The sequence below is a fragment of the Paraburkholderia strydomiana genome, assembly GCF_046030495.1.
Lineage (GTDB): Bacteria > Pseudomonadota > Gammaproteobacteria > Burkholderiales > Burkholderiaceae > Paraburkholderia > Paraburkholderia strydomiana_A.
On record NZ_JAQQCJ010000008.1, the window covers coordinates 104007 to 117572 of the forward strand.

The 13566-nt window shown below is 66.0% G+C and carries 14 protein-coding genes; 12 read left to right on the top strand and 2 right to left on the bottom strand.

Going from position 1 to position 13566, the window contains the following annotated elements:
* The first annotated feature begins 204 nt into the window (after positions 1-204).
* The 4 genes from PQQ53_RS12940 (at position 205) to PQQ53_RS12955 (ending at position 3902) form a co-directional block, all read left to right on the top strand.
* Positions 205-693, top strand: a complete 489-nt coding sequence (locus PQQ53_RS12940; protein ID WP_121318223.1) for a PaaI family thioesterase — start codon at positions 205-207, stop codon at positions 691-693.
* Between the two features lie 131 nt (positions 694-824).
* Entirely contained in the window at positions 825-1823 is a 999-nt protein-coding gene (locus PQQ53_RS12945) for an NADP-dependent oxidoreductase (RefSeq protein ID WP_408324350.1), read from the top strand.
* 78 nt (positions 1824-1901) lie between these two features.
* On the top strand, positions 1902-2810 hold the full coding sequence (locus PQQ53_RS12950) for an SDR family oxidoreductase (RefSeq protein ID WP_408142353.1): 909 nt from the start codon (positions 1902-1904) through the stop codon (positions 2808-2810).
* 132 nt (positions 2811-2942) lie between these two features.
* Positions 2943-3902: an alpha/beta hydrolase gene (locus PQQ53_RS12955; protein WP_408324352.1), complete on the top strand. Its 960-nt coding sequence runs from the start codon at positions 2943-2945 to the stop codon at positions 3900-3902.
* A 134-nt stretch (positions 3903-4036) separates the two neighbouring features.
* On the opposite strand, the gene PQQ53_RS12960 is transcribed toward PQQ53_RS12955, so the two are convergent.
* Both PQQ53_RS12960 and ygfZ read right to left on the bottom strand, forming a co-directional pair.
* Positions 4037-4882, bottom strand: coding sequence for an NRDE family protein (locus PQQ53_RS12960; protein ID WP_408324354.1), 846 nt, complete (start codon positions 4880-4882; stop codon positions 4037-4039).
* A 115-nt stretch (positions 4883-4997) separates the two neighbouring features.
* Positions 4998-6071 carry a CAF17-like 4Fe-4S cluster assembly/insertion protein YgfZ gene (gene ygfZ, locus PQQ53_RS12965; protein ID WP_408324356.1) on the bottom strand — a complete coding sequence of 358 codons (1074 nt, stop codon included), beginning with the start codon at positions 6069-6071 and terminating at the stop codon, positions 4998-5000.
* Positions 6072-6149: 78 nt separating this feature from the next.
* Between ygfZ and mltG the strand changes: the two genes are divergently transcribed.
* The 8 genes from mltG to PQQ53_RS13005 all read left to right on the top strand — a co-directional run bounded on the left by mltG (position 6150) and on the right by PQQ53_RS13005 (position 13385).
* Complete coding sequence (gene mltG / locus PQQ53_RS12970; RefSeq protein WP_408142347.1) at positions 6150-7160, top strand: endolytic transglycosylase MltG; 1011 nt, start codon at positions 6150-6152, stop codon at positions 7158-7160.
* On the top strand, positions 7160-7780 hold the full coding sequence (gene tmk, locus PQQ53_RS12975) for a dTMP kinase (protein ID WP_408142346.1): 621 nt from the start codon (positions 7160-7162) through the stop codon (positions 7778-7780). Before mltG ends, tmk begins: the two co-directional genes overlap by 1 nt.
* 94 nt (positions 7781-7874) lie before the next feature.
* Positions 7875-8909 (top strand): DNA polymerase III subunit delta', encoded by a 1035-nt coding sequence (locus tag PQQ53_RS12980; protein WP_408324358.1) that lies wholly within the window; start codon positions 7875-7877, stop codon positions 8907-8909.
* Positions 8910-9026: 117 nt separating this feature from the next.
* On the top strand, positions 9027-9551 hold the full coding sequence (locus PQQ53_RS12985; protein ID WP_408142342.1) for a GNAT family N-acetyltransferase: 525 nt from the start codon (positions 9027-9029) through the stop codon (positions 9549-9551).
* Between the two features lie 33 nt (positions 9552-9584).
* The gene (locus tag PQQ53_RS12990; protein WP_408152607.1) at positions 9585-10376 is read left to right on the top strand and encodes a TatD family hydrolase; all 792 of its coding nucleotides are present in this window, start codon (positions 9585-9587) and stop codon (positions 10374-10376) included.
* Between the two features lie 52 nt (positions 10377-10428).
* Complete coding sequence (locus tag PQQ53_RS12995) at positions 10429-11169, top strand: ankyrin repeat domain-containing protein (protein WP_408324359.1); 741 nt, start codon at positions 10429-10431, stop codon at positions 11167-11169.
* 175 nt (positions 11170-11344) lie between these two features.
* Positions 11345-11701: a Rap1a/Tai family immunity protein gene (locus PQQ53_RS13000; protein WP_168664014.1), complete on the top strand. Its 357-nt coding sequence runs from the start codon at positions 11345-11347 to the stop codon at positions 11699-11701.
* A gap of 460 nt (positions 11702-12161) precedes the next feature.
* The gene (locus PQQ53_RS13005) at positions 12162-13385 is read left to right on the top strand and encodes a mechanosensitive ion channel family protein (RefSeq protein ID WP_408324361.1); all 1224 of its coding nucleotides are present in this window, start codon (positions 12162-12164) and stop codon (positions 13383-13385) included.
* Positions 13386-13566: the final 181 nt, after the last annotated feature.

Below are 13566 nucleotides of genomic sequence, written 5' to 3' on the forward strand. Positions count from 1 at the left end.
CATGCGCGCGAACGCATACGTCATGCGTCAAAACGCAAGACAGACAGTGCGACGAACGTCAGGCCGCGGCCCGACGCTTCGAATCGAATTGAACCGAGCTGAGGCGAACGGGGTGTGGCCGCGATCCATCATGTTGCGATGTCAAGAATCAACGATGCAGCTAACCCGCTCCGCACTCCGCCGACTACGAAACCTGAATACGCAATGACCGATTCATCCTCATCACCGAAAGCCGGCAACGCGACGTTGCCCGAAAGCCCGTTCGTCGATCGTCTCGGCGCGCAGTTGTTGTCCGCTGCCGATGGCGTCAGCGAAGTCGTGCTGCCGTTGCAGCCCGATCACATGAACACGTGGGACGTCGCGCACGGCGGCGTCACGATGACGCTCGCCGACGTCGCGCTCGCGATGGCCGCGCGCAGTCTCGCCGGCGATGGCGTCGGCGTGGTCACCGTCGAGATGAAGGTCAACTTCATGCAGCCGGGGCGGGGCGAGTTGCGCGCGACCGGTCGCGTGCTGCACCGCTCGACCACGATGGCCTATTGCGAAGGCGAGATCCGCGACAGCGAAGGCCACTTCGTCGCCAAGGCGCTCGGCACCTTCAAATACATGCGACGCCTCGCGGTCGGCCGTGGCGTGACGCAACAGCGTTTGCGCAGCGACCCGTCGGCGAAACCCGGCCCGAGCGACGGCTGAACCACCGCTGCGCGGCGCGCCTGCCGAGCGGGTCGCATGCGCCTGTCGCGGCTTGGGCACGCGTGGTGTAAACCATGCATGCCGTTCCAACAATTCACCGATCCAATCGGTAACTCAAGGAGACAACCGTCATGTCCCAGATCAACCGTCAACTCGTGCTGGCTTCGCGCCCGCAAGGCGCGGTTACGCCCGACAATTTCAGGCTCGTCGAAACGCCGCTCGCACCGCTGGCCGATGGCGAATTGCGCGTGCGCAATCACTACCTGTCGCTCGACCCTTACATGCGCGGCCGCATGAACGACAGCAAGTCGTACGCGGCGCCGCAACCGCTGAACGAAGTGATGATCGGCGGCACGGTCGGCGAAGTGGTGGAGTCGAAGAATCCGAAGTTCGCGGTCGGCGACAAGGTGGTCGCGATGTTCGGCTGGCAGGAGCACGGCACGTCGAACGGCGCCGGTGTGCAGAAAGTCGACGACACGCACGTGCCGCTGTCGGCCTATCTCGGCCCGGTCGGCATGCCCGGCGTCACCGCGTGGTACGGGCTGAACCGCATCATCGCGCCGAAAGCGGGCGAGACGGTGGTGGTCAGCGCGGCGAGCGGTGCGGTGGGCAGCGTGGTCGGGCAACTGGCGAAGGCGGCCGGCGCGCGCGCGGTCGGCATCGCGGGCGGCGCGGACAAGTGCCGCTACGTGACCGACACGCTCGGCTTCGATGCCTGTGTCGACTACAAGGGCGGCAATCTGTATCAGGACCTCAAGGCCGTGACGCCCGATGGCGTGGACGGCTGTTTCGAGAACGTCGGCGGCGAAGTGCTCGATGCGACGCTCGCGCGTATGAACGCGTTCGGGCGCATCGCGCTGTGCGGGTTCATCGCGGGCTACGACGGCCAGCCGATGCCGCTCAAGCATCCGTCGTTGATGCTCACGCAGCGGCTGCTCGTGCAGGGCTTTATCGTCAGCGAGCATATGGAGGTGTGGCCGGAAGCGCTCAAGCAGCTCGGCACGCTGGTCGCGCAGAAGAAGCTGCACTATCGCGAGACCATCGCGCAGGGGCTCGACGCGGCGCCCGAAGCGTTCATCGGCCTGCTCAAAGGCCGCAACTTCGGCAAGCAGCTCGTCAAGCTGATCTGAGCGCGGCAACACGACAGCAGTCACTCACGCACCCAGGGGCGAGCGGATCAACCCGCCGCTTAAGCCAGGAGTCAGACGATGTTGGAATTCGCAGGCAAGGTGGCGGTGATCACCGGGGCGGGCAGCGGCTTCGGCCGCGCGTTCGCGCAGAAGGGCGCGGCGCTCGGCATGAAGCTCGTGCTCGCCGATGTGAATCCCGACGCGCTCGCGCAAACCGTCGACGCGTTGCGCGGCAATGGTGCCGACGCGATCGGCGTGCCGACCGACGTGTCCGACCCGGCCCAGGTCGAAGCCCTCGCGCAAGCGGCGCTCGCCGCGTTCGGCAAGGTGCACCTGCTTTTCAACAACGCGGGCGTGGGCTCGGGCGGTTTCCTGTGGGAGAGCACGGCGAACGACTGGTCGTGGGTGTTCGGTGTCAACGTGATGGGCGTCGCGCACGGCGTGCGGGTCTTCACGCCTATCATGCTGGCGCAGAACGAGCCCGCGCATATCGTCAATACAGCGTCGGTGGCGGGCCTGCTGTCGCCGCCTGCGATGGGCATCTACAACGCGTCGAAGCATGCAGTGGTGGCGCTGACCGAGACGCTTCATCACGACCTGCAACTCGCCCAGGCGCCGGCGACGCACGAAGAGGGCGCGCAGACGGCGGGTGGTCTCGTCGGCTGCTCGCTGCTGTGCCCGGCCTTCGTGCCGACCGGCATCGCCGATGCGGAGCGCGCGCGTCCCGAGCCACTGCGCAACGCCGGCCGCCCGACGCGCTCGCAGATCGCCGCCGGCAAGCAACTGCAGCGCGCGGTGCAGTCGGGCAAGCTGAGCGCCGCCGATGTCGCCGACATCACGTTCGAAGCGATCGCCGCGCGGCGTTTCTATATCATCACGCATCCGGGCATCATGGCGACGGTGAAACTGCGTCACGAGGACATCGAGCAATTGCGCAATCCCACCGATCCGATGTCGCTCAAGCCCGAGGTGAAGAACGCGGGCTAGGCATCAGGCGTGGCTGCTCGTCGTATTGCGCGCGCGTTCATGGTCTGAACATTGTCCGATCGCCGGCGCGTTGCGTGCCGGTTTTTTTCCAATCTTCGGCGCACAGGCGCCTTTTGGTCCACCACGCGCACCATGCCGCTGAATCCAACGATCGAGCAGATACTCAACATGATCGTGCGGGCGAAGCGCCCGCTGTATCATCAGATGACCGCGCAACAGGCGCGCGCCGCGTACGAGAAAAGCGCGCCGATCCTGGAGATCGCGAGCGCGCCGATGTTCACGCTCGACGACCTCTCCATTCCCACGCGCGACGGCGCGGCAATTCGCGCCCGTTTGTACCAGGCGCTCGAGCCGAGCTGGGCTCAGCCCGCGCCGGCGCTGGTCTATTACCACGGCGGCGGCTTCACGGTAGGCAGCGTCGATACGCACGATGCGTTGTGCCGGATGTTCGCGCGCGACGGCCAATGCACGGTGTTGTCGGTCGATTACCGGCTCGCGCCCGAGCACAAATTCCCCACCGCGGTCGAGGACGCGTTCGACGCGTTGAGCTGGCTGCACGAGCACGCCGCGCAATTCGGCGTGGACGGGGAACGGCTCGCGGTCGGTGGCGATAGCGCGGGTGGCACGCTGGCGACCGTCTGCGCGGTACTCGCCCGCGACGCCGGCATCCGGCTCGCGCTGCAATTGCTGATCTATCCCGGCACGACCGGCTATCAGCAAACCGATTCGCACGCGCGCTTCGCCGATGGTTTCCTGCTGTCGGGCGACACGATTCAATGGTTCTTCGAGCAGTACGTGCGCGACAAAAGCAATCGCGACGACTGGCGTTTCGCGCCGCTCGACGGCGAGCGCGGCGCGCCCGATTTTCGCGGCGTCGCGCCAGCATGGATCGCGACTGCTGAATACGATCCGCTGAGCGACGAAGGCGATGCGTATGCGCGCAAACTGCGCGCGTTCGGCAACGAAGTCGTGCTCACGCGCTATCCGGGCATGATCCACGAGTTCTTCAAGATGGGGGGCTTTGTGCGCGATGTCGTGAAGGCGCATGCGGACGCCGCGGCGGCGTTGCGGGCGGCGTTCGGGGTGGAGTAGCCGCGGCGGTCTCCACGCCCGTCGGTGCGATCGTCGTGACGCTGTGACGAAGCGGCTCAGCCGGTCTTGCGCACGACCCGGCGTGATGTGAAAGAAGACGAGGCGCGCAGCAGTACGGACCGTGCCGGACTATTTCACGCAATCTCGCGTTCGATGTTGAACGCGAAGCTGCGCTCGAAATCGCCGGGCCGCACGATCCGATGCGAGCCGTTGTCGTCGCTATGCTCGGCGATCGCCACGCTCACCACCTCGCCATGCGCGGTCACCCGCAAAGCGGTCGTGCCGCGCGTGCCGTAGTCCGGCGACTCGATGAACGCCGCTGACAACACCCGTTCGCGTTCGAGCGGAATGCCGGTGGAGGGCAATTCGTCGTCGCGAGCAACACGCGGGTCTCGCATGATATCGATCAGACGTTCGAGCGGCGGCATGGCGTCGCGCGTGAGCAGCGTCCCAAGCTCGGCGCGTTTTTTGACGAGCTTAGGCCACGCGGTATCGAGCACCGCATTCGAGATGCCGTGCGTGCCGGGTGAGAGCAGAGCGGGCTCGCGCTCGGCCCGGTTGCAATACCAGGCGAGCTCGCGGCGCGCCCAGTCGCCCACCAGCAGATTGAAGCCGTTATAGATGTCGCCGGTTTGCGCGACGTGCTGCAGATACGCGAGCGGGGTCTCGTGCGGGCTGCCGTTCGACGCGCGCGCCGAACCGTTTAGCCAGTCGCTCACGAGCGTGCCGCGAGTCGGCGCGTCGGCGCGCATTTCGTGCGGCGCGCGGTAATTGGTCAGCGCGGCAAAGCGGCCGTCGCGCGACAGGCCGAGCCACGTGCCGCCGCCCACCAGATCGCGGCCGGCCAGGACGCCCGGCGCGTCCTGCCACCAGCTGATCGGATCGGCCGTGCGGCGAAAGAATTCGTCGCGATTCGCGGCGAGCGTGAAAAGCGGGCCGTCGAGCGCATCGGGCCGCCAGTCGAAAACGATCAGGCACATCGGGGGGCGTCTCCCGCTGAAGGGCGTGGGCGTTGAAGAGGCCGGCAAAGGCGGTGAGCGAAAGCGGCCAGCAAAAAGCGGCGCCTGAGTGCGCCGCTTCGAGTCATGCGATGCGTCAGACTTCGGTCGGCAACCCGTAGGGCAGCGCGAGGAAGCGCAGCGCCGGACCGTCGGCCGCGCCCAGATGCACCGAGCCGCTTTCCAGCGCCGCGAGTTTGATCTCGACCAGCAGATCGACCCCGCCGACATGCGCCGACGCCGCGTTCACGATCATCCCGCACGGCTGGCCCGGATCGTCCGAGTGGAACAGTTCCGCGCCGGGCCTGACGTCTGCCAGTTCGCCATCAACGTTGGCGAGCGACGTGCGCCGCTTGATCGTGCCGCGATACTGGCTGCGCGCGACCACTTCCTGGCCGGGATAGCAGCCCTTGCGGAAATTCACCGCGCCGAGCACGTCGAAGTTGACCATTTGCGGCACGAACTGCTCGACCACCGGCTGCGTGATGCGCGGCTCGCCCGCGCGGATGTCGAGCCAGTCCCACACGGCCGGCGACACACGCTTGAGTTTGTCGTCGAGCGAGGGCAGCAGCGCCTCGACCTGCGCCTTCGGGCCGATCCACAGATAGCGCAGCCGTTCGAGCGCATCGGGCACGCGAATCAGCGAACCCGCCGTGCCGTCCACTTGCACGTGCACGCCGTCGGGCAGCGCGTCGAACACGCCGGACAATGCCTTGCGGACGTCGCCGGCGAGACCCACCACCGCCAGTTCGCCGCTCGCGTCGGCCAGTTTCGCTTTGGCGCGCAGGATGAACATGGACAGCCGCTTCTGCACGGCGGGCTGCACGTCCTTCGACAGCAGCAGGCGGATCGTGTCGCCGCTGCGCCACGTCAGGAACGACGCCAGCAGACGGCCCTTCGCCGAGCAGTAGCCCGCGAGCCGCGCGTTGGCGGCGTCGAGATGCTGGGTGTCGTTGGTCAGCTGGCCATGCAGGAAGCTCGCCGCGTCGTCGCCGGTGGCGTCGATCACGCCGAACTGCGTGAGCGGCATGTAGGCGCCGTGATGGAGCACGGCGTCGAATTCATCGGCCGACGGGCGCGGCAGCACGGCAAGCGCAGCGGCGGAACCCGGCGCGGTGCTGGACGGAGTGCCTGAAGGAGCGCCTGAAGCGGTAGCGAGCGGTGTGTTCATGGATCCCGGGAGCAGTCAATTCTGACTTTGGCTAAAGCAAACAGCTATTATATGCAGTCCACCCATGTCCCGTTTCGCATGTCCCTCCTGAAGAAATGTTTCGTCGCCGGCTCAATCGTCGTTGTGCTGGCCGCAGCCGCAATTGCTGGCGGATATCACTGGGCGACCAGCCCGCTCGAGCTGACTCCCGCGCAACTCGACGTCACCGTCAAACCGCACAGCAGCCTGCGCAGCGTCGCGCTGCAGCTCAATCGCGGCGGTGTGCCGGTCGAGCCCGAGCTGTTCATCCTGATGACGCGGCTGCTTGGCTTGCAGACCGATCTGAAGTCGGGCAACTACGAGTTCAAGACGGGCGTGACGCCGTACGAAGTGCTGCAGAAAATCGCGCGAGGCGACGTCAACGAATACGTGGCGACGATCATCGAGGGCTGGACTTTCAAGCGCATGCGCGCCGAACTCGACGCCAATCCGGCGCTCAAACACGACACGCTCGGCATGAGCGACGCCGACCTGCTGACGGCGATCGGCGCGCCCGAGGCCTCGCTCGGTACGGGTGAAGGGCTGTTTTTCCCGGACACGTATCTGTTCGACAAGAACACCAGCGACCTCGAGATCTACCGCCGCGCGTACCGGCTGATGCGCGTGCGGCTCGACGAAGCCTGGCTCGCGCGCGCGCCGAACCTGCCGTACAAAACGCCGTACGATGCGTTGACGATGGCGTCGATCATCGAAAAGGAAACCGGCAAACCCTCGGACCGGCCGATGGTGGCTGCGGTGTTCGCGAACCGCCTGCGCACGGGCATGCCGCTGCAGACCGATCCGACCGTGATCTACGGCATGGGCGAGAGCTACACCGGCCACATCAGAAAGAAAGACCTGCAGACCGACACTCCCTACAATACCTACACCCGGATGGGCTTGCCGCCCACTCCCATTGCGCTGCCCGGGGTCGCGTCGCTGCAGGCGGCGCTGAACCCGGCGCAAAGCACCGCGTTGTACTTCGTGTCGCGCGGCGACGGCAGCAGCATCTTTTCAGACACCCTCGGCGATCACAACAAAGCCGTGGACAAATACATTCGAGGGCAATGATGGCGCGGGGCAAATTCATCACGTTTGAGGGCATCGACGGTGCCGGCAAGACGACCCACCTCGGCTGGTTTCGCGAACGGCTAGGAGAGAAGGTCGCGAGCACCGGCCGCTCGGTCGTCATGACGCGCGAGCCGGGCGGCACGCCGCTGGGCGAACAGATTCGCGAGATCGTGCTGCATCAGAAGATGGACCTCGAAACCGAGGCGCTGCTGATGTTCGCGCTGCGCCGCCAGCATCTGGCCGAAGTGATCGAGCCGGCGCTCGCACGCGGCGACTGGGTGCTGTCGGACCGTTTCACCGACGCGACGTTCGCCTATCAGGGCGGCGGCCGCGGCTTGCCGCGCGACAAGCTGGAAACGCTGGAGCGCTGGGTGCAGGGCGGATTTCAGCCGGATCTGACCGTGCTGTTCGATCTGCCGCCCGAGATCGCCAACGAACGGCGCAGCGCGGCGCGCGATCCGGACCGCTTCGAGAGCGAGTCGGCGGCGTTTTTCGAACGCACGCGCGCCGAATACTTGCGACGCGCGGAAGAGGCGCCTTACCGTTTCGCTATCATCGACTCCTCGCTGAGCATCGCGCGCATTCAGAAGCAGCTTGAAGAATTGATTTCAAGTCTCTGATTTTAAGGAAATATAATTTCCTTTTATAGCAATACCTAGAGTTCGCGTCAGATCTCACGTAACGCTTTCAACTGATTGAATTCAAAGAGAAACGATGATTTATCTGTGGCAAACCGATGACTGGAACCGCCTGCAGCAACTGCGCGGCCACTGGCCGCACGCCTTGCTGCTGCATGGGCAGGCGGGCATCGGCAAGCTGCGCTTCGCGCAGCATCTCGCGCAAGGTCTGCTGTGCGAGGCGCAGCAGACCAATGGCGAGCCGTGCGGTGCGTGCGTGGCCTGCAACTGGTTTGCGCAGGGCAATCATCCTGACTACCGGATCGTTGTACCCGAGGCACTCGCGGCCGAAGCCGGCGTGAGCGGCGGCGCCGACGAAAAAGCCGACAAAGCCGACGCCGACGAAGGCAAGAAGACCCGCGCGCCCAGCAAGGAAATCAAGATCGAACAGATTCGCGGCCTGCTCGACTTTGTCGGCGTCGGTTCGCATCGCGGCGGCGCGCGTGTGGTCGTTTTATATCCGGCCGAGGCGCTGAACATCGCGGCAGCCAACGCCCTGCTCAAGACGCTGGAAGAGCCGCCGGCGGGCGTCGTGTTCCTGATGGTGTCGGCGCGCATCGACCGTTTGCTGCCCACCATCATCAGCCGCTGCCGCCAGTGGCCGATGAGCGTGCCCGCGCCCGAGGTGGCGACGAAGTGGCTGGCCGCGCAAGGCGTTGCCGAAGCGCCCGCGCTGCTCGCCGAAGCCGGCGGCGCGCCGCTCGCGGCGCTCGCGCTCGCCAGCGACGAAAACCGCACGCTGCGCGACTGGACGCTCAAGCAACTGGCCGCCGGTCCCGATTGCGACGCCTTCGCCTGCGGCGAGGCGCTGCAGAAGCTGCCGGTGCCGCTGGTACTGGGCTGGTTGCAGCGCTGGATGTACGATCTGCTGGCGCAGCGCACTGCCGGTGCGCCGCGTTATTTTCCGCAGGCCTCGGCGGCGTTGACGCGCTGCGCTTCGCAGGCGGATGCCAGCGCGTTTGCGCGCTTCACGCGCACCGTGACGCGTCAGCGCGCCGTCGAGAACCATCCGCTGAACGCGCGGCTGGTGTTCGAGGAACTGTTTATCGGCTACCGCGCGCTGTTCGCGTAAGCCGCGTCGGCGGCGAGCGCAAACGGCTCGCTGCCCAGGCCGGAAAGGGCTTTGCGCTGCGCGCCCCGGCCCGGTTGTTCGTCCCGTAATCGGTCTTTCATTTCAAATATAAGCACCATGAGCCTTGCCTACCGCGATGCCACGCTCGACGATCTGCCCGCGATCGTCGCCATCTACAACTCGACCGTGCCGTCGCGGCAAGTGACGGCCGACCTCGAACCGGTCACGGTCGAGAGCCGGCTCGCGTGGTTTCACGCGCACGGCCCGCACAAGCGCCCGCTGTGGGTGGTGGAAGACCCACAACAGCCCGGCCGCGTGATCGCGTGGCTGAGCTTTTCGGATTTCTACGGTCGTCCGGCCTACCTGCGCACCGCCGAAGTCAGCATCTATCTCGACGAAAGCGCGCGCGGCCAGGGCCTCGGCAAAAAGCTGCTGACGGCCTCGCTCGCGGCGGCGCCGGCGCTCGGCATCGACACCGTGCTGGGCTTCGTGTTCGGCCACAACGACGCAAGCCTGCGGCTGTTCCGCGGCTTCGGCTTCGACACATGGGGCTCGCTGCCGCGCGTGGCCGTGCTGGACGGCGTGGAGCGCGATCTGGTGATTCTCGGCAAGCGCCTCGATTCGGCTCACGCCGCCGCCTGATCTGCCTCAAGCCACTTTTCGCAGGACCTCATCATGTTTGTCGATTCGCACTGTCACATCAATTTCGAAGGACTCGCCGACCGCCTGCCGCAAGTGCTCGAGAACATGCGCAGCCATTCGGTTACGCATGCGCTGTGCGTGTCGGTCGATCTGGAGACGCTGCCGTCCGTGCTGGACATCGCGAGCCGGTACGAGAACGTCTACGCGTCGGTCGGCGTGCATCCGGATCACGAAGACATGCGTGAGCCGAGTCTCGCCGAGCTGATCGAGCTGGCCGTACATCCGAAAGTGGTCGCGATCGGCGAGACCGGGCTCGACTACTACCGGCTCGAAGGCCGCACGATCGCCGACATGGAATGGCAGCGCGAGCGCTTTCGCACGCACATCCGCGCCGCGCATGCGACGAAGAAGCCGCTGATCATCCATACGCGCTCGTCGGCGGAAGACACGCTGCGGATCATGGCCGAGGAACGCGCGAGCGAGCCGGGCGGCGTGATGCATTGTTTCACCGAGCCGTGGGCGGTGGCCGAGCAGGCCCTGGCGCAGAACTTTTACATCTCGCTGTCGGGTATCGTCACGTTCAAGAGCGCGACCGACGTGCAGGACGTCGCGCGCCGTGTGCCGCTCGAGCGCCTGCTGATCGAAACCGACTCGCCGTACCTCGCGCCGGTGCCATATCGCGGCAAGCCCAATGAACCTGCGTACGTAAGTTATGTCGGACGCTTCATCGCGCAACAGCGTGAGATGCCGGACGAGGCGCTGGCCGCCGCGACCACGCAAAACTTCTTCCGGCTGTTCAAGATCCCGGTCCCGGCCGGCGAGTGATTCATAAAGTCTAGCAATATCAACAGGATAGGAAAGTCTCCTAAAGTAAAATATGAAAAATATTCCGATGTCGTCCGCCGCCTTCCAACCGACTTCCGCCGTGCACGGCGCGCTGGCTTCGGCGCGCCGCGGCGCATCGCGTGCCGCGCTCGCGGCCGCTTTCGTGTGCGCGGCGGTGAGCGCGCTGGTCACGGCGCCGGCGCAGGCGGCGCCGATCGACTCGCTGATCAAGTCGGTCAAGTTCGACGATGTCGATGGCGTGAACAAGCTGCTCGCGAAGGGCATGGACCCGAACAGCATCGACAACCAGGGCATTCCGCTGCTGGTGATCGCCGCGCGCGAGAAATCGGACAAGGTGGGCGCGGCGCTGCTCGCGAACCCGAAAACCAACATCGAGATCGAAGACAAAGCCGGCGAGAACGCGCTGATGATGGCTGCGCTGGTCGGCGACCTGGACTTCGTCAACCTGCTGATCGCGAAAGACGCCGAGGTCAACAAGAAGGGCTGGGCGCCGCTGCACTACGCGGCCGCGAACGGCCACGACGACATCGTCAAGGTGCTGCTCGACCACTCGGCCTACGTCGACGCGGGTTCGCCGAACGGCACCACGCCGCTGATGATGGCCGCGCGCGGTGGCCATGTGTCGACGGTAAAGCTGCTGCTCGACAACGGCGCGGATCTGACGGTGAAGAACCAGATCGGCATGACGGCGCTCGATTTCGCGAAGACTTACAAGGAGCCGGACGTCGTCGAAGGGCTGACCGCGCGCCTGCAGCAGACGCAGCAGAAGTGAACCGCGCGGCGGCCTGGCCGCTCGCCGGATTCGCCGCGCATTGGCCTGAAGATGGCGGCGCCCTGCCTGCTGCGCTTGCGTAAAACAGTGCAGAATGACGACTTGGCGCGCCAGCCGGCGCGCCGTCTGGATGCGGCGAAAGACCGCCTGATAAACGACCCTCGAAAGGAACACCATGCTGCGGGCTTTGATTTTCGCCAGCGCGTTTGCCGTCCCGCTATCGGCAGCCGCGTTTACGGGGGGCGACCTCAACAAGCTGTGCACCAAGACGGATGTGGCATCGCGTAGCGCCTGCGCCGCCTACATCGAAGGCGCCGCCGACGGCATCTTCAACACCATCGACGCGATCGGTGGCACCACCGGCCCGCGGGTCGGCCAGTACTTCTGCCTGCCGCCCGACGCACGCTCCGCGCAGTTGACCGATGCGGTGCGCAAGTACATCGCGGAAAATCCGATCGTCGCGGGCTACAACGCCAGCACGGCGATCTCGCTGGGGCTCGGCAAGGCATTTCCCTGCAAGAGCAGCGACTGATCTGAACGGCGGCCGCCCCGCGAGCTTGGGTGCCCCAGGCGGGCGGGCGTGGTGGCCGGCGAATGTCGTCGTATGCGGGCCGCACCGTCGCGGGGTTGAAAATTCGCGCCGGGCCGGCCGCTTCAAAGCCGGTTGAAAACCGGAACGCCCCTCTGCGCAACGGGGGGCCTGGGCGCGATTCGCGCACTGCGCGGCGATTGAGACCTAAGATGTCGGTAGTCCGCGGATGCGTCACGCGGGCGTGGCACAACAGGCCGCCTGTGATTGAACGCCGCCGTGAGGGCATGCGCGGCGGGGCGCTGGCTCTGCAACGCGCCCGGCACAGCCAGTACGCCGCCTGTTCGTCCGGCGGCCCCGCGCGCAGCGCGCGGCAGGCGGTACGGTATATCGCCAACGGCGTGGCCACGCGCTGCGCGCAGCGGTCCTGTCTACCATTCGAGCCAGGAGGAACATATCCCCCATGTCTACTCTCGACGACTTCAGCCTCGTCGCCGAAGCGCCGCTGCACACATGGTTCGGCGCGTTGATCGTGGCGTTGATCGTGGCGGTGGTGGCCATCGGCATTCACCGGGTCGGCGCACGCGTCGTGATGCGCATCGCGCGGCCGCATCCGCTCACTAGCGTCGTGCTGCGCTATGTCGACAAGCCGTCGCTGTTCGTCCTCGTGATTCTGGTGCTGGAAGGCGTGTGGTCCGAGGCGCCCGATACGCTCAGGCACATCGAGCCGGTCCGCGACGTCGCCGCGATCGCGCTGATCGCCGCGCTCACGTGGCTCTCGGTGCGCTCGGCGGCAGCCATCGGCGAGGCGATCATCCGCGCTCATCCGCTCGATAGCGCCGACAACCTGCAGGCGCGCCGCATCCATACACAAGCGCGGGTGCTCGCGCGCTCGGTGATGATCCTGATCGTGATCGTCGGCACGGGCGGCGCGCTGATGACCTTTCCGAATGTCCGCCAGGTCGGCGCGAGTCTGTTGGCGTCGGCGGGGGTGGCCGGTCTCGTTGCCGGTATCGCGGCGCGGCCGGTGCTCGGCAATCTGATCGCCGGTTTGCAGATTGCGTTGTCGCAGCCGATCCGCCTCGACGACGTCGTCGTGATTCAGGGCGAGTGGGGGCGTATCGAGGAAATCACCGGTACGTATGTGTCGGTGCGGCTGTGGGACCAGCGCCGGCTGATCGTGCCGCTGCAATGGTTCATCGAAAATCCGTTCACCAACTGGACGCGCAGCAGCTCACAGATCATCGGCACGGTGTTTCTGTTCGTCGACTACCGGATGCCGCTCGCGCCGCTGCGTGAAGAACTGGCGCGCATCGTGGAGAGCGCACCCGAGTGGGACCGCCGCGTGCAGGTGCTGCAGGTCACGGATGGCACCGAGCGCTCGATGCAATTGCGCGCGCTCGTCAGTTCGCTCGATTCCGGCCTGAACTGGGATTTGCGCTGCCGCGTGCGCGAAGGGCTGCTCGACTTCATCCAGCGACACTATCCGCAATATTTGCCGCGTACGCGTGCCGACGTGTCGGCGGAGCTGGAAGCCAGCACGAACGAGCAGATCGACTGGGTGCCGCGCAGTGCGCAGGCGCCGGCGGGCAGCACCGCCGCGCATACCGAGGCCGATCCGGTGGCCAGCCGGTTTGGACGGCCGGGCGCGGCGGAGGCTGCGCAGAAAGCGAAGGAAAAAGTGTAGCGGGCACGCGGGTAACGCATACTTTCGTGAGTGCGTGAGTGCGTGAGTGCGTGAGTGCGTGAGTGCGTGAGTGCGTGAGTGCGTGAGTGCATGAGTGCATGAGTGCATGAGTGCGTGATCGCACGACCGCATGAGCACGCACCGCGCCCGGCTCATATTGCGTGCCTGAACCGATCAGCCT

Excerpts from the sequence above, each read along its gene's own strand:
- PQQ53_RS12950 (WP_408142353.1), top strand. The coding sequence starts at position 1,902 with ATGTTGGAATTCGCAGGCAAGGTGGCGGTGATCACCGGGGCGGGCAGC.
- PQQ53_RS12940 (WP_121318223.1), top strand. The coding sequence starts at position 205 with ATGACCGATTCATCCTCATCACCGAAAGCCGGCAACGCGACGTTGCCC.
- PQQ53_RS12955 (WP_408324352.1), top strand. The coding sequence starts at position 2,943 with ATGCCGCTGAATCCAACGATCGAGCAGATACTCAACATGATCGTGCGG.
- PQQ53_RS12945 (WP_408324350.1), top strand. The coding sequence starts at position 825 with ATGTCCCAGATCAACCGTCAACTCGTGCTGGCTTCGCGCCCGCAAGGC.
- ygfZ (WP_408324356.1), bottom strand. The coding sequence starts at position 6,071 with ATGAACACACCGCTCGCTACCGCTTCAGGCGCTCCTTCAGGCACTCCG.
- PQQ53_RS13005 (WP_408324361.1), top strand. The coding sequence starts at position 12,162 with ATGTCTACTCTCGACGACTTCAGCCTCGTCGCCGAAGCGCCGCTGCAC.
- PQQ53_RS12990 (WP_408152607.1), top strand. The coding sequence starts at position 9,585 with ATGTTTGTCGATTCGCACTGTCACATCAATTTCGAAGGACTCGCCGAC.
- PQQ53_RS12985 (WP_408142342.1), top strand. The coding sequence starts at position 9,027 with ATGAGCCTTGCCTACCGCGATGCCACGCTCGACGATCTGCCCGCGATC.
- PQQ53_RS12995 (WP_408324359.1), top strand. The coding sequence starts at position 10,429 with ATGAAAAATATTCCGATGTCGTCCGCCGCCTTCCAACCGACTTCCGCC.
- PQQ53_RS12980 (WP_408324358.1), top strand. The coding sequence starts at position 7,875 with ATGATTTATCTGTGGCAAACCGATGACTGGAACCGCCTGCAGCAACTG.
- PQQ53_RS13000 (WP_168664014.1), top strand. The coding sequence starts at position 11,345 with ATGCTGCGGGCTTTGATTTTCGCCAGCGCGTTTGCCGTCCCGCTATCG.
- tmk (WP_408142346.1), top strand. The coding sequence starts at position 7,160 with ATGGCGCGGGGCAAATTCATCACGTTTGAGGGCATCGACGGTGCCGGC.
- mltG (WP_408142347.1), top strand. The coding sequence starts at position 6,150 with ATGTCCCTCCTGAAGAAATGTTTCGTCGCCGGCTCAATCGTCGTTGTG.
- PQQ53_RS12960 (WP_408324354.1), bottom strand. The coding sequence starts at position 4,882 with ATGTGCCTGATCGTTTTCGACTGGCGGCCCGATGCGCTCGACGGCCCG.